Here is a 25,987-nt window from a genome sequence, read left to right as displayed (position 1 = left end):
CACTCATTCTCGACGGTTGAGGCGCCATCGCTCTTCACCCCCGTCCGGCGTTTCTTCTCGGGTCATGAAGCCGAGCAGCTCGAGTTCGGCGGCGGCGTCGCGGGCCTCGTCGGGGTCGAGTCCGGCGCGCGCCGCCGCGTCTCGCAGTGTGCGCGTGCCGCGAAGCGGCAGCGCGTCCAGGAGCCGGCGATGTATAGCCGGTTGCCTGCTCGCTGCTGCCGTGTCGGGGCCAGGCAGAGGGTCGGTGGCCGCGCCGAGCAGTTCGAGCACATCGGCCGCGCTGGAGACAAGGGTCGCACCGTAGTCGCGGATCAGCCGGTGGCATCCCATGGATGCCGCCGAGGTGACGGGCCCTGGCACGGCCCCGAGCGGTCGGCCGATCTCCGCTGCGTGCCCCGCGGTGTTCAGCGAGCCTGAGCGCGGGCCGGCTTCCGTGACGAGCGTCGCGGTGGAGAGCGAAGCGATGAGTCGGTTCCGCATGAGGAACCTCCAGCGGGTCGGCGCGGCACCCGGAGGCATCTCAGCGCAGATGGCCCCCTGCTCGGCGATGCGTTTCAGGAGCGATTCGTGCGCGCGCGGATAGGCCCGATCGGCGCCGCCGGCGAGGAACGCGACGGTCGGTCGGTCGAGGTGGAGCGCGGTGCGGTGAGCGACCGCGTCGATGCCGTAGGCAGCACCGGACACGATCGTCGCACCCGTCTCCGCCGCGGCGGCACTGAACTCTGCCGTGACCTCGGACCCGTACCCGCTGGCCGCCCGGGAGCCCACGACCGACAGTGCGGCGCCTGACAGATGAGCGGGGTCGCCCCGCACCCAGAGCACAAGGGGACCGTGCGCGCCCAAGTCGTGGAGGGATCGCGGCCAGAGGTCGTCTCCGGGGACGACGACGGTCAGGCCGGAGTGCTGTGCTCTGACGACATCTTCGTGCGTGGCCTGTCGGTCGAGTCGCGGGAGCCAGCGTTTCACCGCTGCGGCGAGTGCACGGTCCGTGACCTCTGGCGGTGAAATAGCCTCATCGGCGGTCTCTGCGACGCGCCGCTCGCACGCCCTGCGGAAATCGGATCCGGTACTGCCGCGCATGAGCATCCGCAACGCCGATTCCGCTCCGAGGCAGGCGATGAGCTCGTGGGCGACCCGGTCACCCGGCTCGGCGAGACGCGACCAGGCGATGCGGGCGAGGAGGTCATCGGCCCGGTCCGCGGCTCGGTCGGACGCGACCGTATCGGGTGCGCCGTCGATGTCTGCGAGGGCGCGGCGGATCGCGGGTCCCGCAAGGGCCGTGCGGTGAGCGGGGGAGTCAGAAGTCATCGCTGGCCTCCGCGCAGCGCGAGGGCACGAGCGATGTCGGCCCGATCGGGCAGTTCTCGGTCGCCGAGATCGGCGATCGTCCACGCGACTCTGAGCGTGCGATCGTAGCCCCGGAGGGTAAGCGCTCCGCGGCCGAGCGCCTGGTCGAGTACTGCAGTGTGGCTCCGCGGCAGCTTCGCAGCAGGTCCGCGCAGCCAGGTTCCAGGCACTTCGGCATTGACCTTCCACGGTGTCCTGCAGAGGCGAGTCGCGGCCCGCTCTCTGGCTCGCTGGACCCTGCTCCGCAGCTCCTGGCTGGTGGGCCTGACCGCGCACGCTTCGGCGAACACGGCGGTGGAGACGCGGCGCACCTGGAGCGCGAGATCGATCCGATCACGCAGCGGCCCTGACACGCGTTGCCCGTACTGGCGGCGGGCATATGGGGTGCAGGTGCACTCGAGCGCCGGGTCGGGGGAGTCCGCGTTGCCGCACGGGCACGGGTTCGATGCGAGCACGAGTTGGAGCCTGGCGGGGAACGTCGCGCGCAACGTGGCGCGGTGGATCTCGATGACCCCCGACTCGAGCGGTTGCCTGAGCGCGTCGAGCACTCCCGCTGAGAAGAGGGGCGTTTCATCGAGCAGCATTACTCCGTGGCAGGCTTTGGTGATCGCCCCTGGGCGAATGCCCGCCGCGCCTCCTCCGCCGATGATGGATGCCGGCGAGGCGGTGTGGTGCGGTCGCTCGAAGGGTGGGCGCCTGACGAGTTCGGTGAGGGGCGAACCGCCGAGCGAGGCGATGCAGCTCGCCGTCAGTGCCTCCTCCGGTGTGAGGTCGGGAAGGATCGAGGGGAGCCGACTCGCCAGAAGCGTCTTGCCCGCCCCAGGCGGTCCGGTGAGGGAGATGTGGTGACGACCCGCTGCCGCGACCACCATCGCCTCGACCGCTTCCTCCTGGCCGATGATGTCCGCCATGTCCGGCTCGGACAGTGATCGTGGTGCCAGGGGACCATTGCCAGAGGTCCCGAAGCCGACGGGCCGGTCGCTCGGAATCTCCCTCCAGGCTCCTGGCGCTCCGGAGTGCCAGGCCGCAGCCGCTGCGAGGTCGGGCACTGTGACGATCTCGATGTCGGGCACGAGCGAGGCCTCGACTCGGCCGGATTCGGGGACCATGATCCGTTCGAACCCCAGCGAGCGTGCGGCGACGACCGCGCTCAGAAGGCCTGCCGGTCGCCGGATGCCTCCATCGAGCCCGAGCTCACCGAAGTGCGCCGTCTCGCTCAGCCGGTGGTCGGGGATCTCAGTCGAGGCAGCGAGTCCGGCGAGCGCGATGGCGAGATCGAAGGACGAACCGTGCTTGGGCAGCGCCGCCGGGCTCAGATTGATCGTGAGGAATCGTTCGCTGAGACTCAGCCCCGCCTGCGCGATCGCGGTGCGGACCCTGAGTCTGGCCTCGCCCAAGGCAGTATCGGGGAGCCCGATGATCGCCATGCCGGGGAGCTGTCGCGTGACGGCCGCTTCGACCATCACGGCTGTGCCCGTGAGGCCGAGCAACGCGATCGCTGCAGCGCGCGGCACCCCCGCGCTCACGCGATCCCCTGCAGATGGTCGAGACGCGGGCGCTCACCGTCGCGCAGGACGATGCCGATGGCGTCGACGCGCAGTCGTGCGCCGCGGGCCGCATGCGTCCGGGCCCAGTCGCCGAGGAGCCTCCGCAGCCTGTGCGCCTTTCGCGCGGTGATCGCCTCGAGCGGGTGCCCGTAGCCGAGCCCCGTCCGGGTCTTCACCTCGACGGCGACGATCGTCTCCCCGTCGCGTATGACGAGGTCGAGTTCACCGGCTCGGGTACGCCAGTTGCTGGCGAGGATCGTGCAGCCTCGGCGTTCGAGATGCTCGCGAGCGATGGCCTCCCCGCGCGAGCCGATCAGTTGGTTGTGTGTGGGCTCCGCCTCGGCGGCGCATCGGTCAGTGGTGTGACGGTTCATCGGTACCTCCGCCACCAGCCTGGAACGCGGGTCCTGGCGGTAGGGCGGGGTGGCGGGGAGTGGGGAGGGATTCGGATGGATCCCAGTCTGGGGACGAACCGATAGCGAGCTCGGAGCGGTGCCCGCCGGTGCTACACTGTCGGGAGCACCTCTGTCGAGGTGACTTCGCGTGCCCGCGCACGGACGCAGCGCCACCGGTCTTCACTCGTGAAGCGGCGCTCTCCGGGGCACCAGGATTCCCCCGCGCCGCGGGAGGGATAAGCAACCGAAAGCGCGCACGTTTCCGTGCGCAGAACAGGAGAACGGCCATGGCCGTCGTCACCATTCGCCAGCTGCTCGACAGCGGCGTCCACTTCGGACACCAGACCCGCCGCTGGAACCCGAAGATGAAGCGCTTCATCTTCACCGAGCGCTCGGGCATCTACATCATCGACCTGCAGCAGTCGCTCGGGTACATCGATGACGCCTACGAGTTCGTCAAGAACACGGTCGCCCGCGGCGGCAACATCCTCTTCGTCGGCACCAAGAAGCAGGCGCAGGAAGCCATTGCCGAGCAGGCCGCCCGCGTCAACCAGCCCTACGTCAACCAGCGCTGGCTCGGTGGTCTCCTCACGAACTTCCAGACCGTTACCAAGCGCCTCGAGCGCATGAAGGAGCTCGAGCAGCTCGACTTCGAGGGCGGCACGAGCGGCTTCACGAAGAAGGAGCTCCTCCTCAAGAGCCGTGAGCTCGAGAAGCTGCAGAAGTCGCTCGGCGGTATCCGCAACATGGGCAAGACTCCCGCGGCGCTCTGGGTCGTCGACACCAAAAAGGAGCACCTGGCGATCGACGAGGCGAAGAAGCTGGGTATCCCGGTCATCGCCATCCTCGACACCAACTGCGACCCCGATGAGGTCACCTACCCGATTCCGGGCAACGACGACGCGATCCGCTCCGTCTCGCTGCTCACCCGCGTGATCGCCGACGCGGCGGCCGAGGGCCTCATGGAGCGCCACCAGAAGCCCAGCGAGGGCGACGCAGCGGCCGAGCCGCTCGCCGAGTGGGAGGTCGAGCTGCTGAACGCCGACCAGACCGAGGCAGCTGCTGAGGCTCCCGCAGCCGAGGAGGCCACCGAGGCTCCCGCTGCCGAGGCTTCGGAAGAGGCTGCAGCCGAGGCTCCCGCCGAGAAGACCGCCGAGTAATTCGGCACCCACTCACTCGTACCCACTACTCAGAAGGAGTCACACATGGCTGCAGTCAGCATGGCCGCTGTGAAGGAACTGCGCGAGCGTCTCGGCGCCGGCATGGTCGACAGCAAGAACGCGCTCACCGAGGCAGATGGCGACATCGAGAAGGCGATCGAGATCCTGCGTCTCAAGGGCCTGAAGGGCGTCGCGAAGCGTGAGGGCCGTGAGGCGAGCGAGGGTCTCGTCGCCGTCAAGCAGGGCGATGACACCACCGTGATGATCGAGCTCGTCTGCGAGACGGACTTCGTCGCGAAGAACGAGAAGTTCGGCGCGCTCGGCGAGCGCGTGCTCGAAGCGATCACCGCTGCCGGCGCGAAGACGCTCGAGGAGGCGCTTGCCGCTCCCGCAGAGGGCAAGACCGTCGGAGAGGTCATCACCGATGAGGCCGCGATCATCGGCGAGCGCATCGAGCTGCGCCGCGTCGCGGTGACCGAGGGCACCACCGCCGTCTACCTGCACCGCACGTCGAAGGATCTGCCCCCGCAGATCGGCGTCGTTGTGGGCTACACCGGTGACGACGCGAAGGCAGCGCTGAGCATCGCTCAGCACATCTCCTTCGCAGACCCGGTGTACGTCACGCGTGACGAGGTGCCCGAGGCCGAGGTCGAGAAGGAGCGCGAGCTCGTGACCGAGATCTCGAAGAACGAGGGCAAGCCCGAGGCAGCCCTGCCGAAGATCGTCGAGGGTCGCCTCAACGCCTTCTTCAAGCAGGTCGTTCTGAACGAGCAGATCCACGCGCTGGACGAGGAGAAGCGCACTGTGGCGAAGGTGGCCGAGGCCGCCGGGATCACCGTGACCGGCTTCGCTCGGTGCAAGGTCGGATCCTAATCCGCTGGTGAGAGACCCGGGTGCCAATGGCACCCGGGTCTCGTGCTGTCCGGAGGTCCGCACGCACTGACGTGGTGCTCGCGCGGTGCTCACGCGGAGACAGCCCACCGTGGAGCCGGGACTCCACTATCCTGGCATCAGCAGATGCCCCGTCTTGAAGGAGAATCGATGACCCAGAACACCTCTGATCGCAAGCGTCGCGTCATGCTCAAGCTGTCGGGCGAGGCATTCGGCGGTGGCACGCTCGGCGTGAACCCCGACGTGGTGAGCCAGATCGCCCGCGAGATCGCGGCGGCGGTCGACACGGTCGAGGTCGCTGTTGTGGTCGGCGGAGGCAACTTCTTCCGCGGCGCCGAGCTCTCGCAGCGCGGCATGGACCGTTCCCGTGCGGACTACATGGGCATGCTCGGCACCGTGATGAACGCGCTCGCGCTGCAGGACTTCCTGGAGCAGGCAGGTGTCTCGAGCCGGGTGCAGTCGGCCGTCACGATGACGCAGGTCGCCGAGACCTATATTCCGCTGCGGGCGGTTCGCCACCTCGAGAAGGGGCGCGTCGTCATCTTCGGTGCCGGGGCGGGACTTCCGTACTTCTCGACCGACACCGTGGCCGCCCAGCGCGCGCTGGAGATTCACGCCGAGCAGGTGCTCGTCGCGAAGAACGGCGTCGACGGGGTGTACACGGCGGATCCTCGCAAGGATCCGGAAGCAACGTTGATCGATGAGATCAGCTACGGCGATGCGCTCGTGCGCGGTCTGAAGGTGGTCGATTCGACCGCGTTCAGCCTGTGCATGGACAATGGGATGCCGATGCGCGTGTTCGGCATGGAGCCCGAGGGCAACGTGACCGCCGCGATCCGCGGCGAGCAGCTCGGCACGCTCGTCCGCCAGTAGCGGACCGAACGGATCGCGTGCACGGCGGGGCGGTACCGCTCCGACCGTTATGCTGGAAACACTGAGATTTAACGAAGGAGAGCACCGTGATAGACGAGGTCTTCGCTGACGTCAACGACCGCATGAGCAAGGCCGTGGAGGCGGCGAAGGAAGGTTTTTCGACGGTGCGCACCGGGCGTGCGAACCCGGCTCTCCTGCAGGGAGTGCAGGTCGACTACTACGGCACCCCGACGCCGCTGCCTCAGCTCGCATCGGTGCAGAACCAGGACGCCAGGAGCTTGGTCATCACGCCGTACGACAAGGGTGCGATGAAGGAGGTCGAGCAGGCCATCCGCGACATGCCGAACCTCGGGGCGAACCCGAATAACGACGGCACCGTCATCCGTCTGAATCTTCCCGAACTCACGGCTGAGCGCCGCAAGGAGTTCGTCAAGATCGTGAAGGCGAAGGCCGAGGACGCCCGCGTCGCCGTGCGCAACGTGCGTCGCCACGGGAAGGACGAGCTCGAGGCGCTGAAGTCCGAGATCGGCGAGGACGAGATCGGACGGGCCGAGAAGGAGCTGGAGTCGCTCACCAAGCAGTACATCGACCAGATCGATGACGCGATGAAGCGCAAAGAGACCGAACTGCTCGAGGTCTGATCCGGTGTCGGACCACCCGCGGAGCGAGTTCAGGGCGCACCTGGAATCGACCCGCGCGCAGCTCGAGGCGAAGAACGCCGAGATCGAGAAGCGCGCGGGCCGGAACCTGTTCTTCGCCGTGCTCTCAGGTCTCGCTTTCGCGGGGGTGTTCATCGCGAGCCTCTTCTTCCTGAAGGAGCTCTTCGTCGCCCTGGTGGCGGTCCTCGTGTCGATCGCCCTCGTCGAGCTAGCGGCGGCATTCCGCGTCGCCGGACGACGCGTGCCCAGGGTCGGCGTGGTCCTCGGCGGTCTGACGATCGTGACGGGAGCATACGTGTGGGGGCCGGAGGGAATGCTCCTCGGTCTCTTCGCCGGCTCGCTGCTGCTCACGGTCTGGCGGCTCGTCGAGGGGCTCGTCCCGCGGTGGGAGGTGCCGAAGCGCACGCTGATCCGCGATATCTTCTCGGGGCTGTTCACACTCGTGTACGTGAGCTTCCTCGGTTCGTTCGCGGTGCTGCTGCTGATGGCGGATCGCGGCGAGTGGTGGGTGTTCTCGCTCGTGCTCGTCGTCGTCTCCGTCGACATCGGGGCGTACGCGGCCGGTGTGACGCTCGGGCGCCACAAGATGACCCCGAGGATCAGCCCCAACAAGACCTGGGAGGGTTTCTTCGGCGCTGCAACGGTGGCCGTCATCGCGGGTATCGCGGTGTCGCTGCTGGCGCTCGATCAGCCCTGGTGGGTTGGTGCGGTAATCGGTGCGGTGGTTCTCCTCACCGCAACGGGCGGCGACCTCACCGAGTCGCTGATCAAGCGCAACCTGGGCGTCAAAGACATGAGCTCGTGGATTCCCGGGCACGGAGGATTCCTGGATCGTCTGGATTCGCTGCTGCCTTCGGCGGTCGGCGTGTACGGAGTCGCGTTGAGTTTGGGAGTGGTCGCATGAGTGCGCGGAAGACATCGCCGGATCAGGTGGACGAATCGTTCGAGACGGGCGAGGGGGAGCAGCACGCCCCGTTCCCGTTCGCGGAGGGGAAGCAGCTGGGGTATGCGACGGAACCCGTCGACGCGTTCCTCGCGCGAGCCCGGGCGACCTATGAGGATCCGAAGCAGCTCGACGACCCGGTCACGTCCGTCGAGGTCAGGCGAGCGGCGTTCCCGGTGAAGAAGCGGGGCTACTCGGCGCGGCACGTAGATGCGGCGATGGACCGCCTCGAAGAGGTCTTCTTCGAGCGGGAGCGCCGTGCGCGCGTCCGCACGGAGGGTGAGGATGCGTGGTGGGCAGAGACCCGCAAGCTCCTCTCCGAGGTGCGCGGCCGCCTTGAGCGCCCGCGCGGGCGCCGCTTCAACCGCCGCGGACTGCTCGCGACGGGGTATCGCAGGGCCGAGGTGGACGCCTTCCTCGATCGTATCGCTGCAATGTTCGCCCATCGTGAGATGACGCTCGACGCTTCCGAGGTGCGCGACGTGGTGTTCCACTCGCAGCTGCGGGGCTATGACGAGGATCAGGTCGACGCCCTCCTCGACAGCGTGGTGGAACTGATTCTGTCCACAAAATAGGGGTACCGCCGGGCTGGCCAGGACTGGTCGTCTGAGATAGGATCGTTACATTGTGAATCCATGGAATCAGACTGCTCCCGCCCCGTCAGCCTCTTCCTGGAAGCGCGTGCGCGGTGTCGGAGCAGCTCTGGCAGCGGTTGCGTTCTTCGGGACGGTGGTCATCGCACCGTTCGCGGTATCGACCGCGTCCTCGGCTGACGAACTGGCGAGCCCTGAGGAGCTGAACCAGCGAATCAATCAGGAGTTCGTGGCAGCTGACGTTCCCGACGTGGAGTTCGCGTTCGAGACGTCGTCCGAGAAGCTCCCGGACCCGAAGCCCAAGCCGAAACCGGAACCCGAGGAAGACGAGGAAGACACCTCGGATTCGGGTGAGTCGGCGGAGCCCGCGGGCGACGAGGGTGCCGGTGGCGGCGCCGAGTCGCCCGAGTACACCGGTGGCGGATCGCCGAAGAAGTGGATGACCGAGGCGGGGATCGCCGAGAGTGATTTCGGGTATGTCGACTACATCGCCAACCGCGAGAGCGGCTGGAACCCGAACGCTACTAACGCGTCATCCGGCGCGTGCGGCGTGATCCAGGCGAACCCTTGCAGCAAGGTTCCCGGCAACGGCTACAACCCGGTCGATAACCTCAAGTGGGCCGACGGGTACGCCAAGGACCGCTACGGCAGCTGGAAGGCGGCATGGGAGTTCTGGCAGGCGAATCACTGGTGGTGATCGAGGCTTCGCGTGGGGCGTAAGCACCGGCGGAGCGCCGAGCGTGAGGTGCGCGATGTGACGCACCTGGCGAACGGTGGTGCGCAGCGCGTGACGCGGCGGGGCGGCGAATGGTTCGTTCGTGATATTCCCGCTCACCGCGCCGAGAAGGCGTACCGGTGCCCCGACTGCGGGGGCGATATCCCGCCGGGCCGGGCTCACGTCGTCGCGTGGCGCGCCGATCACCTCTTCGGCGACTCGGCCGCGGTTCAGGATCGGCGTCACTTCCACGGGCACTGCTGGCGACTCGCCTGATCCGAAGCAGCGCCTTCCCCGTGGGCGGGCCGCCGTCTGCCTAGAACAGTGTCGCTGAGGTGTTCCTCTGCGGGGGAGTAGGGTCCGCCGGCTCGCTGGGGGCACTGTCTGGCAGGCCCGGTCCGTGCTCGGGCGGCGCACCGGTCTGGAACGCGGTAGCGACGGCTCTCGCGCGGCGATCGGCCGCCTCGTTCAACGGGTGACCCGCATGTCCTTTCACCCACTCGAAAACGACATCGCGTCCCTGCAGGGCGGTGTCGAGACGCTCGAGCAGCTCTCGGTTGAGTACGGGCTTGCCGTCACCCTTGCGCCAGCCGCGGCGCTTCCACCCAGGCATCCACTTCGTGAGCGAGTTGATGACGTATTGGCTGTCACAGAGCACCGTCAGTCGCTCGTCGGAGCGGTGCGCCGTCGCCTGCAGCAGATCGAGGACGGCCATGAGCTCGCCCTGGTTGTTCGTGGCGCGCGGCCATCCACCCGCGCGCCAGTGATCCTCATCGATCACCCAAGCCCACCCGGCCGGGCCGGGGTTGCCGAGCGCTGATCCGTCCGCGGCCGCCGTCAGAGTCACGCGTCGCGTTCCTCTGCACCGGATACCGCGTCCTCCGCTGAATCCCCTGGATCGGGTTCGGCTCCGTCCGCCTCGGCGAGGGACGCCGCTGTGGCCGTGCCCGCCACGGTGGAGAGCCGCTGGGCGTTCGCGATGACGTCGCCGAGGCTCTCGAAATAGCTGGCGACGGCGCCGCGCTCGACCTTCAGTTGCGTCATCCGGTCCTCTGCTGCGGAGAGCACCTTGGCCGCTCGATCCTCGGCCGCAGCGAAGGTGGTATGGGCGCGCTGCTCGGCCTCCCGAACGATCTCAGTGGCCTCGCGTTCGGCTTCGCTGCGAATGGCTCGCGCATCGCGCTGTGACTCGGCGGCCAGCCGCTCGTACTCGGCTCGGGCCTCGGCGAGCTGCTCGCGGAGTGCCGCGAGCTCGGCGCGGGACTGATCCGCCTCGCTCTGGAAGGCTTCCGTCGATGTCCGCTGGCGCTCGGCGAGCTCGCGCTCGAGCGTTTCGCGCTGCTCGGCGGACGAGCGCTGAAACTCGGAGCGTTCCCGCTCCACCTCTTCGCGGAGCTCTCGCGCGTAGTCCTCGGCCTCGCTCCGCATCGCGGTACTGGCGGCCTCGACCGAGGCGCGCTCCTCCGCGAGTTCTCCTGCCGTCCTGGCGCGGAGCTGCTGGACCTCGTCCGTGACCTCGGTGCGTTGCGCAGCGACCTCGCGTGCGATGGCGCCCTCCGCCTCGGCACGCTCACGGGCGAGATCGGCCGCGTGCTGCTCCGCCTCGGTCGCCAGGGCGCGCTCGTGCTCTTCACGTTCGCGTTCGAGCTCGGCAGCGAGATGCGAACGCTGGCGCTCGCCCTCGAGCTGGAGTCGTTCGCGCTCCAGTCCGAGCTCTGCCGCCGCCTCTTCGCGGTTGATGCGGAGTCTCTCGGCCTCAGCCGTAGCCTCGTCCTCCAGGCGCTGCTCATGCTCGGCGAGCTCAGCGGCGAGCCGGTCCCGCTGTTGAGCCGACTCGTCGGCGAGCGCGGCTGCATGCTCGTTTCGCTCCCGCTCGATACCGGATCGGTGCTCGCGAAGCTCGCGCTCGATGACGGCGTCGTGCTCGCGGCGCTCCGTCGCGAGCGTCTCCGCGATGGCGCGCCGCTCTGCGTCGAGTTCGGCGACCAGCGCCGTCCGCTCCGCCGCGAGCTGCGCGTCGTGGGCCTCGCGGTCGGCGGCGAGCTGTGCCTGCTGCTCCGCTGCCGTGGCTGCGAGCTCGCGTTCCTGGCGTTCGCGCTCCGCCTCGAGCCGGGAACGGTGTTCCGTGAGCTCGTTCTCGATCTGCGCGTCGATCGCGGCGCGTTGACGTTCCAGGCGGGAGTCGTGGTCCTCCTGCTCATGCGCGATCCGCCGTTCGTGGTCCTCGCGCTCGGCGGCGAGGTCGGCGTCGTGCGCCTCCCGGCGTTCACGGATCTCGGTCTCGGCCCGCTCAAGCAGCCGGTCGCGTTCGCGCTCCGCCTGTTCGGCTGCGGCCTGGAGCTCGGCACGCTGAGCTTCCTCTCGCCTGGCGAGTTCTGCGTGCTGCTCGGCGCGCTCCGCTGCGAGACGCTCGTCGTGCCTGAGAGCCTCGGCGGCGAGGCGCTCATCGTGCTCCGCGCGCTCCGCCGCGATGGCTTCGTCGTGGCGGCTCCGCTCCTCGGCGATGCGGCCGCGGAGATCTGCCATCTCCTGATGCAGCGCCCGCTTCTGCGCATCGATGTCGGCGGTGAGGGTCCGCTCCTGCTCGGTGAACCTGGCTTCGAGTTCGGCCTGTTCCCGCTGCTGCTGCGCCGTGAACGCGCTGCGGGCCGAATCGATCTCCTCGCGCATACGCGCGCGCTCGAGTTCGAGGTTGCGCTCGGCTTCGGCCTGCTCGCGCGCGACCTGCTCCGCCCGGATCTCCGTCTCGCGTCGGAGCTGCTCGGCCTCCGCACGCGCGTCACCCGTCAGGCGGGCGGCTTCGCTCTCGGCAGAAGCCCGGAGCTCGGCGGCTTCGCGTTCGGCGGTCTCGCGCTCCGCTGTCGCCTCCCGCTCGGCTGAGGTTCGCGTGAGCTCAGCCGTTCGCCTTGCCTCTTCGAGCAGGCGCTCCTGCTCCTCGTTCGCGGAGGCGGACTGCGTCGCCACATCGTTCCGTGCGCTGGTGATGAGGACTTCCGACTGCTCCCTGGCAGTGGAGAGGATCTCGTCCGCGCGCCGCTGGGCCTGGCTGAGCAGGCGCTGGGTCTCCTGCTCCGTGGTCGCGCGCAGGCGCTCGGCGTCGAGGTCGGCCTGGCTCATCAGTCGCTGAGCGGTGTCTTCGGCGGCCTTCAGGCTCTTCTCGACGCGGAGCCCGAGTCCGGTGTACCCGGTCGCGCCGAGTTCCGCGACCTGCTCCTGGAGATCAGAGATGAGCGTGCGCTGGTTCTCCGAGAGGTCGGACGCCTGCTGATGGGCGCGCTGCAGCGACTCGAGGTGGGCCTGCAGTGTGGCGATGTGCTGGGTCAGCGCGGTGACGCGCTCGTCGACCTCTTCGCGGTTGTACCCCCGGAATGCGGGTGAGAACTGCGCTTCTGCTTCTGTCACGTGATCTCCGTGGTCGTCGGCGGTGCCCGCCGCGGCACCGCTCTCCGGCGACCGCGGGCATAGTTGCGACTATGATAGTTCAATTCCCTGTGGCGATCGGTCGCGCCCGCGCTGTCCACCTGCCACTCGGGATCCTCGGGTAGCGTTGCAGGTTGCGGACTGGTCGCTCCGAGAGGGCCGCCCGAGATCCGACACTGACGAACCCGAATCCCAGCGATCAGACCCCGAGAAGGAGCCCACTGTGCGGTATGTGCTTGCGATTGCGACGCTGGTGCTTGCGGGGGTGCTCCTGATCTTCGGCATCGGCCAGCGCACGTTCCTCGCGGGCCCCGCCGAGATCCGGTACGAGGCGGAGACGATGGAGGGCGCGGCGTACGCGGTGCTTCCCGCCGAGGTGCTCGATGCGGCACCCGGCCAGCCCAACGTGGTCGTGGAGAGCCCCGGTGCGTTCGTCGCGATGGGGTCGCAGACCGATGTCGACGCCTGGGTGGAGCCGTTCGCTCACGAGGTCGTGGGGATCGACGCGGCGAATCGTGCGCTCACGAGCACGGCGGTCCCCGCTGCAGATGCGGCCGAGGATGGCGATGCTGAGGAGGGGGAAGAGGCCGTGGCCGGTCTCGATCCTCGCGGCAGCGATCTGTGGCTGGACGAGTGGAGTGCGAATCAGGACGCAGCCAGCGAAGACGAGGAGAACACGCCGGGCGGGGAAGCCAGCCTGTTGCGCGTGCCGATGGACCTCGAGCCCGGCCAAGCGGCGCTCATCGCCGTGGACGGAACCGAGCCGCTGCCCGACAGCATCGCGGTCTCCTGGGTGCAGGACCGCTCGACGCCATGGGCCGGCCCGCTTCTTGCGGGAGGCGCCCTGCTCGCCGTCGTCGGAGGCATCCTGTACCTGCTTGCGGTGGATCACAACCGGCGCGGCTTGGGGCCGCGGCGAGGCCGTCGGGGCCCGCTGCAGGGCATCCGCAACAGTTTCGGCAAGAGGAAGCAGAGGAGCGCGTTGGACGGTGTGGATGCCGCGGGCGTACGCCCGCCTGAGGGACGGGGACGAACCGGGGCCGCCGGCGACGCGGACGGACAGAGCGCGGCCGATCCGAGCGCTGGCACAGCGCCCAAGCGGAAGCAGCGGGGGAAGAAGGCCCAGCGCGTGGCGCTCCCGGCAGTTGGACTGGTACTGGCATTCGGCGTCACGGCGTGCTCCCCGAGCTACTGGCCCGATTTTGGCAACGGACAGCCCGAGGAGACGGCGGAACCCGAGGAATCGGCGCCGAACGCCGCGCCGGTACCCGTGAGCGGTCAGCAGATCGACCGGATCATTCAGCGCCTCTCCGAGACCGCTGGCGCCGCCGACGACGCGCTCGACGCGGACGCCCTCGCGGGTCGTTTCACCGGCGACGCACTCGCGCAGCGCGCGGCGAACTATCAGATCCGCGAGGATCTCCCGTCGTATGAAGTCGTCCCGCCCAGGATCACGGAGGAGGGCCTCGACTACGACCTCGTGCAGAGCACCGAGGGGTGGCCGCGCACCATGTTCGTGACGGTGGCTTCGGCGAGCGGAGTGGACGACGCTGCGGCGGAAGACGCTGAGGCGACGGAAGAAGCGGAGGCCGCGGATACCGATGCCGGCGCCGAACAGGCTTCTTCGCCGTCGTTGGCACTCCTCATGACGCAGCAGACTCCGCAGGACAACTACGCCGTCTCCCGGGTGATCGCCCTGCGCGGAGGGATCTCGATGCCAGACGCCGCGCCCGTCGAGGAGGGCACGGCGCTCCTCTCGGCGGATCAGCAGGGCCTCGTGCTCTCGCCGGGCGAGGTCGGCGATGCCTTCGCCAGCGTCATGCAGGAGGGTGCGGACAGCGCTGCTGCCGAGAACTTCGACATCGCCGAGGACGACGCGCTCACCACGCGCGGAGGCGCGGCATGGCAGGCTCAGGCGCAGCAGGACGCGGACGACGACGATCGCACGGTGAAGTACTCCGTGACGGTCGCCCAAGGCGAGGAGGCACCCGTCAGCCTGTCGACCGGAACCGGCGGTGCGCTCGTCGCGACGACCGTGATCGAGAACCGGATCGAGGACGCGGACGGCGGACGCTGGCAGCCGCAGGCCGAGGGAGCGGTGACGGCGCTCACCGGAATCGAGGGGAGCGTGGATCGTCTCGAGCGGCAGGTGGCGCACCAGATGCTGTTCTTCGTGCCCAGCGCGGAGAGCGGCGACAAGATCCAGATTCTCGGAGTGACTACCGAACTAGTGGGAGCGAGTGAGTGAGTATGTCGCAGCAGATGCCCGAACGAATTCCCGGTGGCGGGATGGATCTGAGCCACCTCGCCTCGCGTCCCGCTGAGGGGCAATCCGGGGCAGGGCAGCCGGCCGGAGGGGGCGCAGGCGGCACCGTCGTCGACGTGCCCTCGCTGGTCATGGAGGTGACGGATCAGACCTTCGAGCAGGTCGCGCAGCTCTCGACGGTCGTGCCGGTCGTCCTGGATCTCTGGGCCGAGTGGTGCGAACCGTGCAAGACGCTCGGCCCGATCCTCGAGCAGGTCACCCGCGACTACGGCGGGCGACTCGTGCTCGGCAAGATCGACGTCGAGGCGAACCCCCGTCTCGCGCAGGCGTTCCAGGCGCAGTCGATTCCCATGGTGCTCGCGCTCGTCGGCGGACGGCCTGTGCCGCTCTTCCAGGGGGCGATCCCGGAGTCCCAGGTCCGTGAGTTCTTCGACCAACTCCTCCAGCTCGGTGCGCAGCAGGGCCTGACTGGTCGGGTGAACGCCGCTGACGCCGATGGGGAAGACGGCGCCAATGCGCCAGCCGAGCCCGAGGTGCCCGAGGCGCACCTGCCCGCCGTCGAGGCCGCCGAGCGCGGCGACTTCGAGACGGCGATCCGCGAGTACGAGGCAGTTCTGGCGAAGGCTCCTGCGGATGCGGAGGCGCGTGCGGCGCTCGTGCAGATGAGACTGCTGCACCGGCTCTCCGATGCGTCCGCTGAAGAGATCCGCAGCGCCGCCGCCGAGCGTCCGGCCGACACGGCGGCGCAGATGCGGGTCGCCGATCTCGATATCTCAGGTGGGCACGTCGAGGACGCCTTCCTGCGCCTCCTCGAACTCTTCGAGCGTGCCACGGATGCGGTGGATCGCCAGGCGGTACGCGAGCGCCTGCTCGAGCTGTTCGAGGTGGTGGGCGTCGCCGATCCACGAGTGATCGCGGCACGCGGGCGCCTCGCCACCCTCCTCTACTGAGCGGCTGAGGCCTGGCGCCACCGTGGGAGCATACTTCGATCACGCCGCGACTTCGCCGATGCCGGAGCCGGTGCTCCAGCGCTACGCCGAGGTGCTCCGCGAGGCGGGGAATCCCGCATCGACGCACGGTCACGGTCAGGCGGCGCGGGAGCGCCTCGAATCCGCCCGCGAGCGGATCGCGGCGGGACTGGGCGCCGATGCGGCGGAGACGATCCTGACGAGTGGCGGCACCGAGTCGATCAACCTCGCGCTCAAGGGCATGTACTGGGCGAGGCGCGCCGCCGGGGCTGGACCGGTCATCCTCGTGGCTGAGGGGGAGCACCACGCCACGCTCGAGGCAGCCGAGTGGCTGCGCGACACCCAGGGAGCCGAACTCCGCTGGGTCGGACTCGACGGGTCTGGCCGGCTCGATCCCGCCACGCTCTCCGGCGCACTGGACGCAGAGGAGTCCGGCAGCGTCGCGCTCGTCTCGTTCATGTGGGCGAACAGCGAGGTCGGCACGATCCAGCCCGTAGCGGAGCTGTGCCGGATCGCGGAACGTGCGGGCGTGCCCGTACACGTCGATGCCGTGGCCGCGCTCGGGCAGGTGCCGATTGACTTCCACGGAGTCGGTGCAGCGGCGCTCAGCGTCTCGGCGCACAAGATCGGCGGGCCCGTCGGGATCGGTGCGCTCCTCCTGCGACGGGATGTCGTCGCCGAACCGCTGCAGCACGGCGGGAACCAGCAGCGGTTCCGCTCGGGTACGCAGAACGCCGCCGCAGCGGTCGCGTTCGCGACGGCGCTCGCACTCACCGACGCACCCGATCACGATGCCCACCTCGCGCGGGTGCGCGATGCACTGATCTCCGGTGTGCGCGCCGCGATCCCGGATGCGATCCTCCGCGGCGCGGATCCCGCGACTCCCGGCGCGCGCCTGCCGAGCAACGCGCACTTCACGTTCCCGGGGTGCCGGGGCGATTCGCTGCTCTTCCTGCTCGACATGGCCGGTGTATCGGCATCGACAGGGTCGGCCTGCCAGGCGGGGGTCGACGGCGTCTCGCACGTGCTGCTCGCGCTGGGAGTGCCGGCCGAAGAGGCCGCCGGCGCGCTCCGCTTCACGGTGGGTCCCGGCACGACCATGGAGGAGGTCGACCTGCTGCTCGCCGCGCTCCCCGATGCCGTGGATCGGGCGAGACGGGCGGGCACGGGCAACGGCTGACCTCATCGCTGAACGTCCGCTGAGCGGCGCGGTGCGATCGACGGAGGTAAACTGTTCCGATGCGAGTTCTAGCGGCGATGAGTGGGGGAGTCGATTCGGCCGTCGCGGCGGCGCGGGCCGTCGAGGCCGGACACGACGTCGTTGGCGTGCACCTGGCGCTGAGTCGGATGCCCGGCACGCTCCGCACTGGATCGCGCGGATGCTGCACGATCGAGGATTCGATGGACGCCAGGCGGGCGGCGAACCTGCTCGGCATCCCGTTCTACGTGTGGGATTTCAGCGACCGTTTCAAGGCCGATGTCGTCGACGATTTCATCGACGAGTACGCTGCTGGCCGGACTCCGAACCCGTGCATGCGCTGCAACGAGAAGATCAAGTTCGCGGCACTGCTCGACAAGGCGATCGCGCTCGGCTTCGACGCGGTGGCGACCGGTCACTACGCCACCCTCACCGACGGGCCTGAAGGCAGGCAGCTGCATCGCGCGAGCGCATGGGCGAAGGATCAGTCGTACGTGCTCGGGGTGCTGACGGCCGAGCAGCTGGCCCACTGCTACTTCCCGCTGGGGGACACCCCGTCGAAGGAGCTCATCCGGGCCGAGGCTGCGGATCGGGGGCTCCAAGTCGCCCAGAAGCCCGACAGCCACGACATCTGTTTCATCCCCGACGGAGACACCCGCGGGTGGCTCTCCGACCACCTGGAGCGCGAGTCCGGGGAGATCGTCGACGAAGCCGGCGCGGTGATCGGCACCCATGACGGGGCGAACGGGTACACGGTCGGCCAGCGGAAAGGGCTGCAGCTCGGCCGGCCTGCCGCCGACGGGAAGCCGCGCTACGTGCTCTCGATTCGCCCGGTCTCGAATCAGGTCGTCGTCGGCCCGAAGGATCGCCTCGCGATCGCGAGCATGGCGGGCGGACGGTACAGCTGGGCCGGCGATCCTGGCATCGACGTCGGCGAGGCGTTCGACTGCGACGTGCAGATCCGCGCGCACGCCGACCCCGTACCCGCTCGGGCCAGACTCGCGCCGGTGCGCGACGAGGACCGCACCGAGCAGCACCGCGACGGTGCCGGCCACGAGGTCGTCGTCGACGTCGATCTCGCGCGGACGGAGCCGTTGCTCGGCGTCGCTCCCGGTCAGACGGCCGTCCTCTACCGCGGTACGCGGGTACTCGGTCAGTTCACGATCGACCGTGCCATGCCGGCGCCGGTCGCCGCCTGACCCGGGACGCGGATCGCGCGAACCCGCGGTCGCCGTGACGATGTCGGCGGTGCTCTCTAGACTGTGAGGGTGAGCGATTCCCAAGCGATCCCGACCGATTTCGATGCGGCGCGCGAGGAGGCGCAGCATCTCGCCGACGAGGTGGAGCGACTGCGGCGCGCGTACCACTCCGAGGGTGTGAGCCTCGTCTCCGACGCCGAGTACGACGCGCTGTTCCGCCGGCTGGAGGCGATCGAGCGCGCCTTTCCCGAGCTGGCAGGGCAAGACAGCCCGACGCAGGAGGTGGGCGCCGCCGTGGTCTCGGCCGGCTTCCCGGAACACGAGCACGCCGAACGGATGCTGAGTCTCGACAACGTCTTCACGGTCGACGAGCTGCGCGACTGGATGCGGAAGACCGAGGCCGCGGCCGGTCGTCACGTGCGGTGGCTGACCGAGCTGAAGATCGACGGGCTCGCGATCAGCCTCGCGTATCGGAACGGTGTGCTGGAGACGGCGACGACCCGCGGAGACGGCCGCGTCGGCGAAGACATCACCGTGAACGTCGACCTCCTGCCGGTGATCCCTCGCGAGCTCACGGGCGAGGGGGTTCCCGAGTTCTTCGAGGCGCGCGGCGAGGTCTTCCTGACCGAGGAGGCCTTCACCGAGCTCAACGACCGGCAGCACGAGCTCCAGGAGCAGTACGCGGCCGCGCAGCGGGCCAAGGGGGTGCCGGAGGAGCGGATCACGGTGCGCTACCCCGAGTTCGCGAACGCGAGGAACACCGCGGCCGGCAGTCTGAGGCAGCGCGCCGACAACAAGACGGCCGAGGAGCTCGTGCTGATGCGCGAGCGCCTCGCGCGGCTCTCGCTCTACGTGCACGGCATCGGCGCGTGGGAGCACCCCGATTTCGAGAACCAATCGGATGCGTACGAGCTGCTCGCGGGGTGGGGGCTCCCGGTCTCGCCCCACTCGCGGGTCTTCGACGCGGTCGACGAGGTCTGCGCCTTCATCGAGGAGTGCGGCGAGCACCGACACGATTTCGAGCACGAGATCGATGGCATCGTCGTGAAGGTCGACGAGTTCGACCTGCACGCGGAGCTCGGGGAGACGAGCCGTGCCCCGCGCTGGGCGATCGCGTACAAGTACCCTCCCGAGGAGGTCTTCACGACCCTCCTCGATATCCGGGTCGGGGTGGGGCGCACCGGGCGAGCGACTCCCTACGCCGTCATGGAGCCGGTGAAGGTCGCCGGTTCGACGGTGAGTCAGGCGACGCTGCACAATCAGCAGGTCGTGCGTGCGAAGGGGGTGCTGATCGGTGACACCGTCGTCCTCCGGAAAGCCGGAGACGTGATCCCGGAGGTCCTCGGCGCCGTGCTCGAACGGCGGGACGGCAGTGAACGCGAGTGGCAGATGCCCGAGAACTGCCCCGAGTGCGGTACCCCGCTCCGCCCCATGAAGGAGGGCGACATCGACCTCAGGTGCCCCAATGCGCGAGCGTGCCCGGCGCAGGTCAGGGGCCGCGTGGAGCACATCGGATCCCGCGGGGCACTCGACATCGAGGTGCTGGGAGAGATCACCGCTGCGGCCCTCACACAGCCGGAAGAACCGCCGGAGCCGCCCCTCGAGACGGAGGCGGCACTGTTCGACCTCACGATCGAGCAGCTCGTACCGATCACCGTCGTCGTGCGCGACGCGGAGACGGGGGAGCCGAAGCGCGAGGAACCCGGAGATGACGGGCAGCCGGGCGAGCTCGTCAGGCGGACCCCGTTCCAGCGCCTCGGCCCCGCCGCGTACCCTCCCGGGTGGGAGGAGGCGTCGGCCGCAGAGCGCCGAGCGGCCGGCATCAAGAAAGACCACAGGCAGGTCCTCCCGTCGAAAGACGCAGAGACCCTTCTTGCAGAGCTCGAACGGGCGAAGACCAAACCGCTCTGGCGTCTGCTCGTCGCCCTCAACATCCGCCACGTCGGCCCCGTTGCTGCCCGTGCACTGGCCGACTGGTTCGGCTCGCTCGAAGCCATCCGCAGCGCCTCGGTCGCCGAGCTCGCCGAAGTCGACGGCGTTGGCGAGATCATCGCGGAGTCGGTGATCGCATGGTTCGGCGAGGACTGGCACCTCGACATCGTCGATCGCTGGTCCAGCGCAGGCGTCCAATGGGCGACTCCTGGGCACCCGGGGCCGGGGGCGCGCACCGCCGAAGGAGGCGTGCTTTCCGGGCTCACGGTCGTGGCGACCGGCTCCCTCGAGGGCTTCACGCGAGACGGCGCGAAGGAGGCGATCATCCAGGCGGGCGGCAAAGCGGCATCGAGCGTATCGAAGAAGACCGACTACGTCGCCGCCGGCCCCGGTGCAGGGTCGAAGCTCGCCAAAGCGGAAGAACTCGGGATCCCGGTGCTCGACGCCGACCAGTTCGCCGTCCTCGTCACCGAGGGGCCTGCGGCTCTCGGCGAGTTATCCACAACCGGTGGCGACGCGGACTCAGCCGACGAGTGAACCTCATAGGCTGAGCGGAGCGACAGGGGGCTCACGAAAGGACTGCTGTGACCCATCTGCTGCCGCCGGCCGAGCGCGAACGACTGCTCTCTGACTACTTCGCCACAGAGTGGGGCTTGCCCCGCACGAGTGAGCACGAAGTGTTCGAGACACTCAGCCTCTGCGGGTTCCAGGCCGGGCTCTCGTGGGCGACGATCCTCGCGAGACGCCCGCTCCTCCGCGACGCCTTCTCCGCATTCGATCCCGACCGCATCGCGCACTACGGCGCCGACGATGCTGCGCGGCTGCTCGCCCACCCCGGCATGATCCGCAATCGGCGGAAGATCTCCGCCGTCGTGTCGAACGCGCGAGCAACGGTCCGCCTCCGGGCCGAAGGCACCACCCTGGCCGACCGCGTCTGGGCGTACAGCCCCGAGCGCACACCGATGCCGCGCACCTGGGCCGACCTGCCGCGCAGCACACCCGAGTCCGCGGCGCTCGCCGCCGAACTCAAACGCCGCGGCTTCGCGTTCGTCGGGCCGACGATCCTCTTCGCCGTGATGGCGACCTGCGGCGTGATCGACGCGCACCCCATCGGCAGCCCGGGTCGTGGCCTGTCGGGGCTCTGGAACCCAGACGGCTCCCGCCGCCGGGAGGTGCCTTCGCTGGGGACGGCGCAGGAATCCGGCCGGTAGGATGGACGGGTTCAATGCCCACCACCTCGATGGAGCAGTATGTCTGAATCCTCCGCGATACCCGGCGCCGGCACGCACGGCGAGATCACGACCGAGACCGTGCAGCATCTCGCCGGTCTCGCGCGCATCGCCCTCTCCGACTCCGAGGTCGAATCGCTCACCAGCGATCTCGACTCGATCCTCACCCACATCGCGAAGGTGGGTGAAGCCGTGTCGGGTGATGTGCCCGCCATGAGTCACCCCATCCCGCTCGACAACGTCACGCGACCGGATGAGATCTCCGACGTGCTCACTCGCGAAGAGGCGCTCCGCAACGCGCCCGACGCGGATCAGGGCATGTTCCGAGTGTCTTCGATCCTCGGTGAAGAGCAGTAGGGGGAGACGGAATGACTGAACTGATCCAGCTGACCGCCGCGGAGCTCGCGGCGAAACTCGCATCGGGCGAGACCTCGTCGGAGGAGGCGACGCGCGCCCATCTCGATCGGATCGACGCGGTCGACGACGCGGTCCACGCGTTCCTCGCCACGGGTGGCGAGACCGCGCTTCAGGCCGCGCGCGACATCGACACGCGCCGCGCCAGCGGGGAGCAGCTCGGCGAGCTCGCCGGTGTACCCCTCGCGGTGAAGGACGTGCTCGTCACCACCGATATGCCGTCGACCTCGGGCTCGAAGATGCTCGAGGGGTACCGGTCCCCGTTCGACGCGACCGCGGTCGCGAAGGCCCGAGCCGCAGGCCTCGTGGCTATCGGCAAGACGAACATGGACGAGTTCGCCATGGGATCGTCGACGGAGAACTCGGCATACGGTCCCACGCGGAACCCCTGGAACCTGGAGCGGATTCCCGGCGGCTCCGGTGGCGGTTCGGCCGCGGCGGTCGCCGCGTTCGCAGCGCCGCTGGCGCTCGGCAGCGACACCGGCGGCTCGATCCGCCAGCCCGCCGCGATGACCGGATCGGTCGGTGTGAAGCCCACCTACGGCGGCGTGAGCCGCTACGGGGCGATCGCCCTGGCGTCCTCGCTCGATCAGATCGGCCCGTGCGCCAGGACCGTCCTCGACACCGCGCTGCTGCACGATGTCATCGCCGGTCACGACGCGCACGACTCGACGTCGCTCGATTTCGCCTGGCCGTCGATGGCCGAGGCCGCCCGTGAGGGTGCGCGGGGCGAATCGCTGCGGGGGCTGCGCGTCGGGATCGTGAAGCAGCTCATGGTCGACGGGGTGCAGGCCGGTGTGCGGAGCCGGTTCTCGGAGACCATCGAGCTCTTGACGGCCCAGGGCGCGGAGATCGTGGAGATCGACGCACCGAACCTCGAGTACGCAGTGGCGGCGTACTACCTGATTCTCCCCGCCGAGGCCTCGAGCAACCTCGCGAAGTACGACTCCGTCCGGTTCGGACTGCGCGTCGCCCCCGAGGGCGGCGGCACGGTCGAGGACGTGATGAGCGCGACGCGCGCCGCCGGGTTCGGCGACGAGGTGAAGCGACGGATCATCCTCGGCACGTACGCCCTGTCGGCCGGCTACTACGATGCCTACTACGGCAGCGCGCAGAAGGTGCGCACGCTGATCCAGCGCGAGTTCGCGCTGGCGTTCGAGCAGGCCGACGTGATCGCATCGCCCACGGCGCCGACCACCGCGTGGGCGCTCGGAGAGCACTCCGGCGATCCGCTGCGGGACTACCTGAACGACGCCACCACGATCCCGGCGAACCTCGCGGGGATCCCAGGACTCAGCCTGCCGATCGGCACGGCTCCGGAGGACGGGATGCCCGTCGGGCTCCAGCTGCTCGCCCCGGCGTTCGAGGACGCCAGGCTCTACCGTGCGGGCGGGGCCATCGAACAGGTGATTCAGGATCGCGACGGCGCGCCGTTCTGGGCGCAGGCTCCGTCGCTCGCAGGCGCAGGAAAGGCGGCCAGCTGATGGCACAGGCGAAACTCATGGACTTCGAGGAGGCGCTCGCCCGGTTCGAGCCGGTGATCGGGCTCGAGGTGCACGTCGAGCTCAACACGCGCACCAAGATGTTCTCTCCCGCCCCCAACGTCTTCGGGTCGGAGCCGAACACCAACCTGGCGCCGGTCTGCCTGGGGCTGCCTGGTTCGCTCCCCGTGATCAACGAGGAGGCGGTGCGATCCTCCATCAGTCTCGGCCTCGCACTTCAGTGCGAGATCGCCGAGCACTCGGGGTTCGCGCGGAAGAACTACTTCTACCCGGACATGGGCAAGAATTACCAGATCTCCCAGTACGACGACCCGATCGCCCACGACGGCTCCGTCGAAATCGAGATCGCCTCCGGTCGGGTCGTGCACGTGCCGATCGAGCGCGCTCACATGGAAGAGGACGCCGGCAAGCTGAACCACGTCGGCGGCTCGACGGGACGCATCCAGGGTGCGGAGTACTCGCTCGTGGACTACAACCGCGCCGGAGTGCCGCTCGTCGAGATCGTCACCCGGCCGATCTTCGGCGGAGAGGCTGACACCCCGGAGATCGCGGCGGCGTACGTCTCGACGATTCGCGATATCGTGCTCGCGCTCGGCATCTCCGATGCGCGCATGGAACGGGGCAACCTCCGCTGCGATGCCAACGTGTCCCTGCGACCGAGAGGCAACGAGGACGCAGGGATGAGCGTGCTCGGCACCCGCACCGAGACCAAGAACGTGAACTCGTTGCGCTCGATCGAACGCGCCGTGCGGTACGAGATCCAGCGTCAGGCGCAGATCCTCTCCGAGGGCGGAACCATCACGCAGGAGACCCGTCACTGGCACGAGGACACGGGCGCCACATCGGCCGGTCGTCCGAAGTCCGACGCCGACGACTACCGCTACTTCCCGGAACCGGACCTCGCACCGTTGACTCCGTCGCGCGAACTGGTGGAGGAGCTCCGTGCAGCTTTGCCTGAGCACCCCACACTGCGTCGTCGTCGCCTCCGTGAGAGCTGGGGATTCTCGGCGCTCGAGTTCCAGGACGTGGTGAACGCCGGCCTGCTCGAGCCGATCGAAGCGACGGTCGCGGCGGGTGCCGCTCCTCAGATCGCCCGTAAGTGGTGGACGGGGGAGATCGCGCGCATCGCGAACGAGCGCGGCGTCGAAGCCGTCGATCTGATCACTCCAGAGCAGATCGTGTCGGTGACCGAGCTCGTCGATGCGGGCACCCTGAATGACAAACTCGCGCGCCAGGTGATCCACGGGATCATCGACGGCGAGGGGACGGCCGCCGAGATCGTCGAGGCCAGAGGGCTCGCGATCGTCTCCGACGACGGTCCGCTGATCGAGGCAATCGACGCGGCGCTCGCGCAGCAGCCCGACGTGCTCGAGAAGATCCGCGACGGCAAGGTGCAGGCTGCCGGCGCCATCATCGGTGCAGTCATGAAGGCGATGCGAGGACAGGCGGACGCCGCACGCGTCCGCGAACTGGTGCTCGAACGGGCGCAGTAGCCTGATCACCGAGCGCGGGGCCACGGGTGCGTGCGCCCCGCGTGTGGTGCAACAGAGGGGTGGCGAGTGGAGTGCGCGAGATCGCGTCGATCCTGCACGTCGACATGGACTCGTTCTTCGTCGCCGTGGAACTCCTCGAGCGACCCGACCTGATCGGCAAGCCGGTGGCCGCGGCCCACGACTCGCCGCGCTCGGTCGTGTCCAGTGCCAGCTATGAGGCTCGGCGGTTCGGCGTCTCCTCCGCCATGCCCGTCGGGCGTGCGAAGCAACTGTGCCCGCAGCTCATCCTCGTGCCGCCGGCGCACGAGAAGTATCGTGAGATGTCGCGGCGGGTCATGCAGGTCTTCACCGAGTTCACGCCGCTCGTGGAGCCGCTCAGCATCGATGAGGCGTTCCTCGACGTCGCCGGGTCTGTGCGCCTGTTCGGCCCGCCTGCGGACATCGCGCGGCAGATCAGGGAGCGCATACGCGAGCGCACCGGCCTTCCCGCGTCAGTCGGGCTCGCCGGCACCAAGTTCGTCGCCAAGCTCGCATCGCAGCGCGCCAAGCCAGATGGGGTTCTCGAGATCCCTCCGGCACGCACGCTGGAGTTCCTGCATCCGCTGCCCGTCGAAGCCGTGTGGGGAGTGGGGCAGGCGACGAGCCGCGCACTGCGGGCACGTGCGCTGCACACCGTCGGGGATATCGCGCGCGAACCGCTGGACTCGCTCCGCCGCGTCGTCGGCGATGCCACCGCGCGCAAGCTCAGCAGTCTCGCGCGAGGCGAGGATCCGCGTGAGGTCGAGACGACCCGGGTGGAGAAGAGCATCGGCCACGAGGAGACCTTCGCGGTCGATCAGGGCGACCCCGACGTGCTCAGCCGCGAACTGCTGCGTCTCGCGACCCGCACGGGGGAGCGGCTCCGTGCCCATCGCTTAGAGGCCAGGACGATCTCGATCAAGGTGCGCTGGGCCAACTTCGACACCGTGACGCGATCGCGCACGCTCGCCGAGGCGACCGGGGGCACCCAGCGGATCTACCACACGGCGCAGGAGCTCTTCGATGCGCTCGGCGAACGCGGCAGACCCGTGCGGTTGATCGGAGTGCGGGCTGAGCAGCTCGTTCCCGAGGGGAGTGATGCGGCAGCGCTCTGGAGCGATGACGAAGATTGGAAAGCCGTCGATCAGATCATGGATCAGGTGCGCGGACGCTTCGGCGAGTCCGGGGTGACTTCGGCGCGCCTCATGCGTCCGAAGGAGTAGGC

The 25,987-nt window shown here is 69.0% G+C and carries 23 protein-coding genes; 18 read left to right on the top strand and 5 right to left on the bottom strand.

Annotation, left to right across the window (positions count from 1 at the left end; genetic code table 11):
- Positions 1-3: 3 nt before the first annotated feature.
- From dprA to K8P10_RS10375, 3 genes are read right to left on the bottom strand one after another with little or no spacing between them, the layout of a single operon-like run.
- The gene (gene dprA / locus K8P10_RS10385; RefSeq protein ID WP_224778856.1) at positions 4-1,308 is read right to left on the bottom strand and encodes a DNA-processing protein DprA; all 1,305 of its coding nucleotides are present in this window, start codon (positions 1,306-1,308) and stop codon (positions 4-6) included.
- Positions 1,305-2,873 (bottom strand): YifB family Mg chelatase-like AAA ATPase, encoded by a 1,569-nt coding sequence (locus K8P10_RS10380; RefSeq protein ID WP_224778855.1) that lies wholly within the window; start codon positions 2,871-2,873, stop codon positions 1,305-1,307. The genes dprA and K8P10_RS10380 overlap by 4 nt, the downstream gene beginning before the upstream one ends.
- Positions 2,870-3,268 carry a YraN family protein gene (locus K8P10_RS10375; protein ID WP_224778854.1) on the bottom strand — a complete coding sequence of 133 codons (399 nt, stop codon included), beginning with the start codon at positions 3,266-3,268 and terminating at the stop codon, positions 2,870-2,872. Before K8P10_RS10375 ends, K8P10_RS10380 begins: the two co-directional genes overlap by 4 nt.
- Before the next feature lie 308 nt (positions 3,269-3,576).
- On the opposite strand from K8P10_RS10375, the gene rpsB reads away from it, so the two are divergent.
- The 8 genes from rpsB (at position 3,577) to K8P10_RS10335 (ending at position 9,399) form a co-directional block, all read left to right on the top strand.
- The gene (rpsB, locus tag K8P10_RS10370; RefSeq protein WP_224778853.1) at positions 3,577-4,449 is read left to right on the top strand and encodes a 30S ribosomal protein S2; all 873 of its coding nucleotides are present in this window, start codon (positions 3,577-3,579) and stop codon (positions 4,447-4,449) included.
- Between the two features lie 45 nt (positions 4,450-4,494).
- Positions 4,495-5,322 (top strand): translation elongation factor Ts, encoded by an 828-nt coding sequence (gene tsf / locus K8P10_RS10365; protein ID WP_224778852.1) that lies wholly within the window; start codon positions 4,495-4,497, stop codon positions 5,320-5,322.
- 168 nt (positions 5,323-5,490) lie between these two features.
- Positions 5,491-6,213, top strand: coding sequence for a UMP kinase (pyrH, locus tag K8P10_RS10360; protein ID WP_224778851.1), 723 nt, complete (start codon positions 5,491-5,493; stop codon positions 6,211-6,213).
- Between the two features lie 86 nt (positions 6,214-6,299).
- Positions 6,300-6,854, top strand: coding sequence for a ribosome recycling factor (gene frr / locus K8P10_RS10355; protein ID WP_224778850.1), 555 nt, complete (start codon positions 6,300-6,302; stop codon positions 6,852-6,854).
- Positions 6,855-6,858: 4 nt separating this feature from the next.
- Positions 6,859-7,776 carry a phosphatidate cytidylyltransferase gene (locus K8P10_RS10350; RefSeq protein WP_224778849.1) on the top strand — a complete coding sequence of 306 codons (918 nt, stop codon included), beginning with the start codon at positions 6,859-6,861 and terminating at the stop codon, positions 7,774-7,776.
- The gene (locus K8P10_RS10345; protein WP_224778848.1) at positions 7,773-8,390 is read left to right on the top strand and encodes a DivIVA domain-containing protein; all 618 of its coding nucleotides are present in this window, start codon (positions 7,773-7,775) and stop codon (positions 8,388-8,390) included. The genes K8P10_RS10350 and K8P10_RS10345 overlap by 4 nt, the downstream gene beginning before the upstream one ends.
- A gap of 106 nt (positions 8,391-8,496) precedes the next feature.
- On the top strand, positions 8,497-9,105 hold the full coding sequence (locus K8P10_RS10340; protein ID WP_224778847.1) for a transglycosylase SLT domain-containing protein: 609 nt from the start codon (positions 8,497-8,499) through the stop codon (positions 9,103-9,105).
- Between the two features lie 12 nt (positions 9,106-9,117).
- Entirely contained in the window at positions 9,118-9,399 is a 282-nt protein-coding gene (locus K8P10_RS10335; protein ID WP_224778846.1) for an ATP/GTP-binding protein, read from the top strand.
- A gap of 40 nt (positions 9,400-9,439) precedes the next feature.
- Here K8P10_RS10335 and K8P10_RS10330 read toward each other — a convergent pair whose 3' ends face one another.
- Both K8P10_RS10330 and K8P10_RS10325 read right to left on the bottom strand, forming a co-directional pair.
- Complete coding sequence (locus tag K8P10_RS10330) at positions 9,440-9,970, bottom strand: ribonuclease H (RefSeq protein ID WP_224778845.1); 531 nt, start codon at positions 9,968-9,970, stop codon at positions 9,440-9,442.
- Entirely contained in the window at positions 9,967-12,525 is a 2,559-nt protein-coding gene (locus tag K8P10_RS10325) for a hypothetical protein (protein ID WP_224778844.1), read from the bottom strand. Before K8P10_RS10325 ends, K8P10_RS10330 begins: the two co-directional genes overlap by 4 nt.
- Positions 12,526-12,766: 241 nt before the next feature.
- On the opposite strand from K8P10_RS10325, the gene K8P10_RS10320 reads away from it, so the two are divergent.
- From K8P10_RS10320 to dinB, 10 genes are all read left to right on the top strand, one after another.
- Complete coding sequence (locus K8P10_RS10320) at positions 12,767-14,791, top strand: glycosyltransferase (RefSeq protein WP_224778843.1); 2,025 nt, start codon at positions 12,767-12,769, stop codon at positions 14,789-14,791.
- 2 nt (positions 14,792-14,793) lie between these two features.
- The gene (locus K8P10_RS10315; protein WP_224778842.1) at positions 14,794-15,759 is read left to right on the top strand and encodes a tetratricopeptide repeat protein; all 966 of its coding nucleotides are present in this window, start codon (positions 14,794-14,796) and stop codon (positions 15,757-15,759) included.
- Between the two features lie 22 nt (positions 15,760-15,781).
- A complete protein-coding gene (locus K8P10_RS10310; protein ID WP_224778841.1) occupies positions 15,782-16,957 on the top strand; it encodes a cysteine desulfurase family protein in 1,176 nt (391 codons plus the stop codon).
- Positions 16,958-17,016: 59 nt separating this feature from the next.
- Positions 17,017-18,174 (top strand): tRNA 2-thiouridine(34) synthase MnmA, encoded by a 1,158-nt coding sequence (mnmA, locus tag K8P10_RS10305; protein ID WP_224778840.1) that lies wholly within the window; start codon positions 17,017-17,019, stop codon positions 18,172-18,174.
- Between the two features lie 69 nt (positions 18,175-18,243).
- Positions 18,244-20,643, top strand: coding sequence for an NAD-dependent DNA ligase LigA (gene ligA / locus K8P10_RS10300; RefSeq protein WP_224778839.1), 2,400 nt, complete (start codon positions 18,244-18,246; stop codon positions 20,641-20,643).
- A gap of 47 nt (positions 20,644-20,690) precedes the next feature.
- A complete protein-coding gene (locus K8P10_RS10295; RefSeq protein ID WP_224778838.1) occupies positions 20,691-21,317 on the top strand; it encodes a DNA-3-methyladenine glycosylase I in 627 nt (208 codons plus the stop codon).
- 39 nt (positions 21,318-21,356) lie between these two features.
- On the top strand, positions 21,357-21,692 hold the full coding sequence (gatC, locus tag K8P10_RS10290; protein ID WP_224778837.1) for an Asp-tRNA(Asn)/Glu-tRNA(Gln) amidotransferase subunit GatC: 336 nt from the start codon (positions 21,357-21,359) through the stop codon (positions 21,690-21,692).
- 11 nt (positions 21,693-21,703) lie between these two features.
- The gene (gene gatA, locus K8P10_RS10285; protein WP_224778836.1) at positions 21,704-23,233 is read left to right on the top strand and encodes an Asp-tRNA(Asn)/Glu-tRNA(Gln) amidotransferase subunit GatA; all 1,530 of its coding nucleotides are present in this window, start codon (positions 21,704-21,706) and stop codon (positions 23,231-23,233) included.
- Positions 23,233-24,744 (top strand): Asp-tRNA(Asn)/Glu-tRNA(Gln) amidotransferase subunit GatB, encoded by a 1,512-nt coding sequence (gene gatB, locus K8P10_RS10280; protein ID WP_224778835.1) that lies wholly within the window; start codon positions 23,233-23,235, stop codon positions 24,742-24,744. The genes gatA and gatB overlap by 1 nt, the downstream gene beginning before the upstream one ends.
- Positions 24,745-24,815: 71 nt before the next feature.
- Complete coding sequence (gene dinB / locus K8P10_RS10275; RefSeq protein WP_224778834.1) at positions 24,816-25,985, top strand: DNA polymerase IV; 1,170 nt, start codon at positions 24,816-24,818, stop codon at positions 25,983-25,985.
- Positions 25,986-25,987: the final 2 nt, after the last annotated feature.

The organism is Leucobacter sp. Psy1 (assembly GCF_020096995.1).
Classification (GTDB): Bacteria; Actinomycetota; Actinomycetes; order Actinomycetales; family Microbacteriaceae; genus Leucobacter.
The sequence above is the reverse complement of the archived record's forward strand: the minus strand, read 5'-3'. Positions and strand labels throughout refer to the sequence as shown.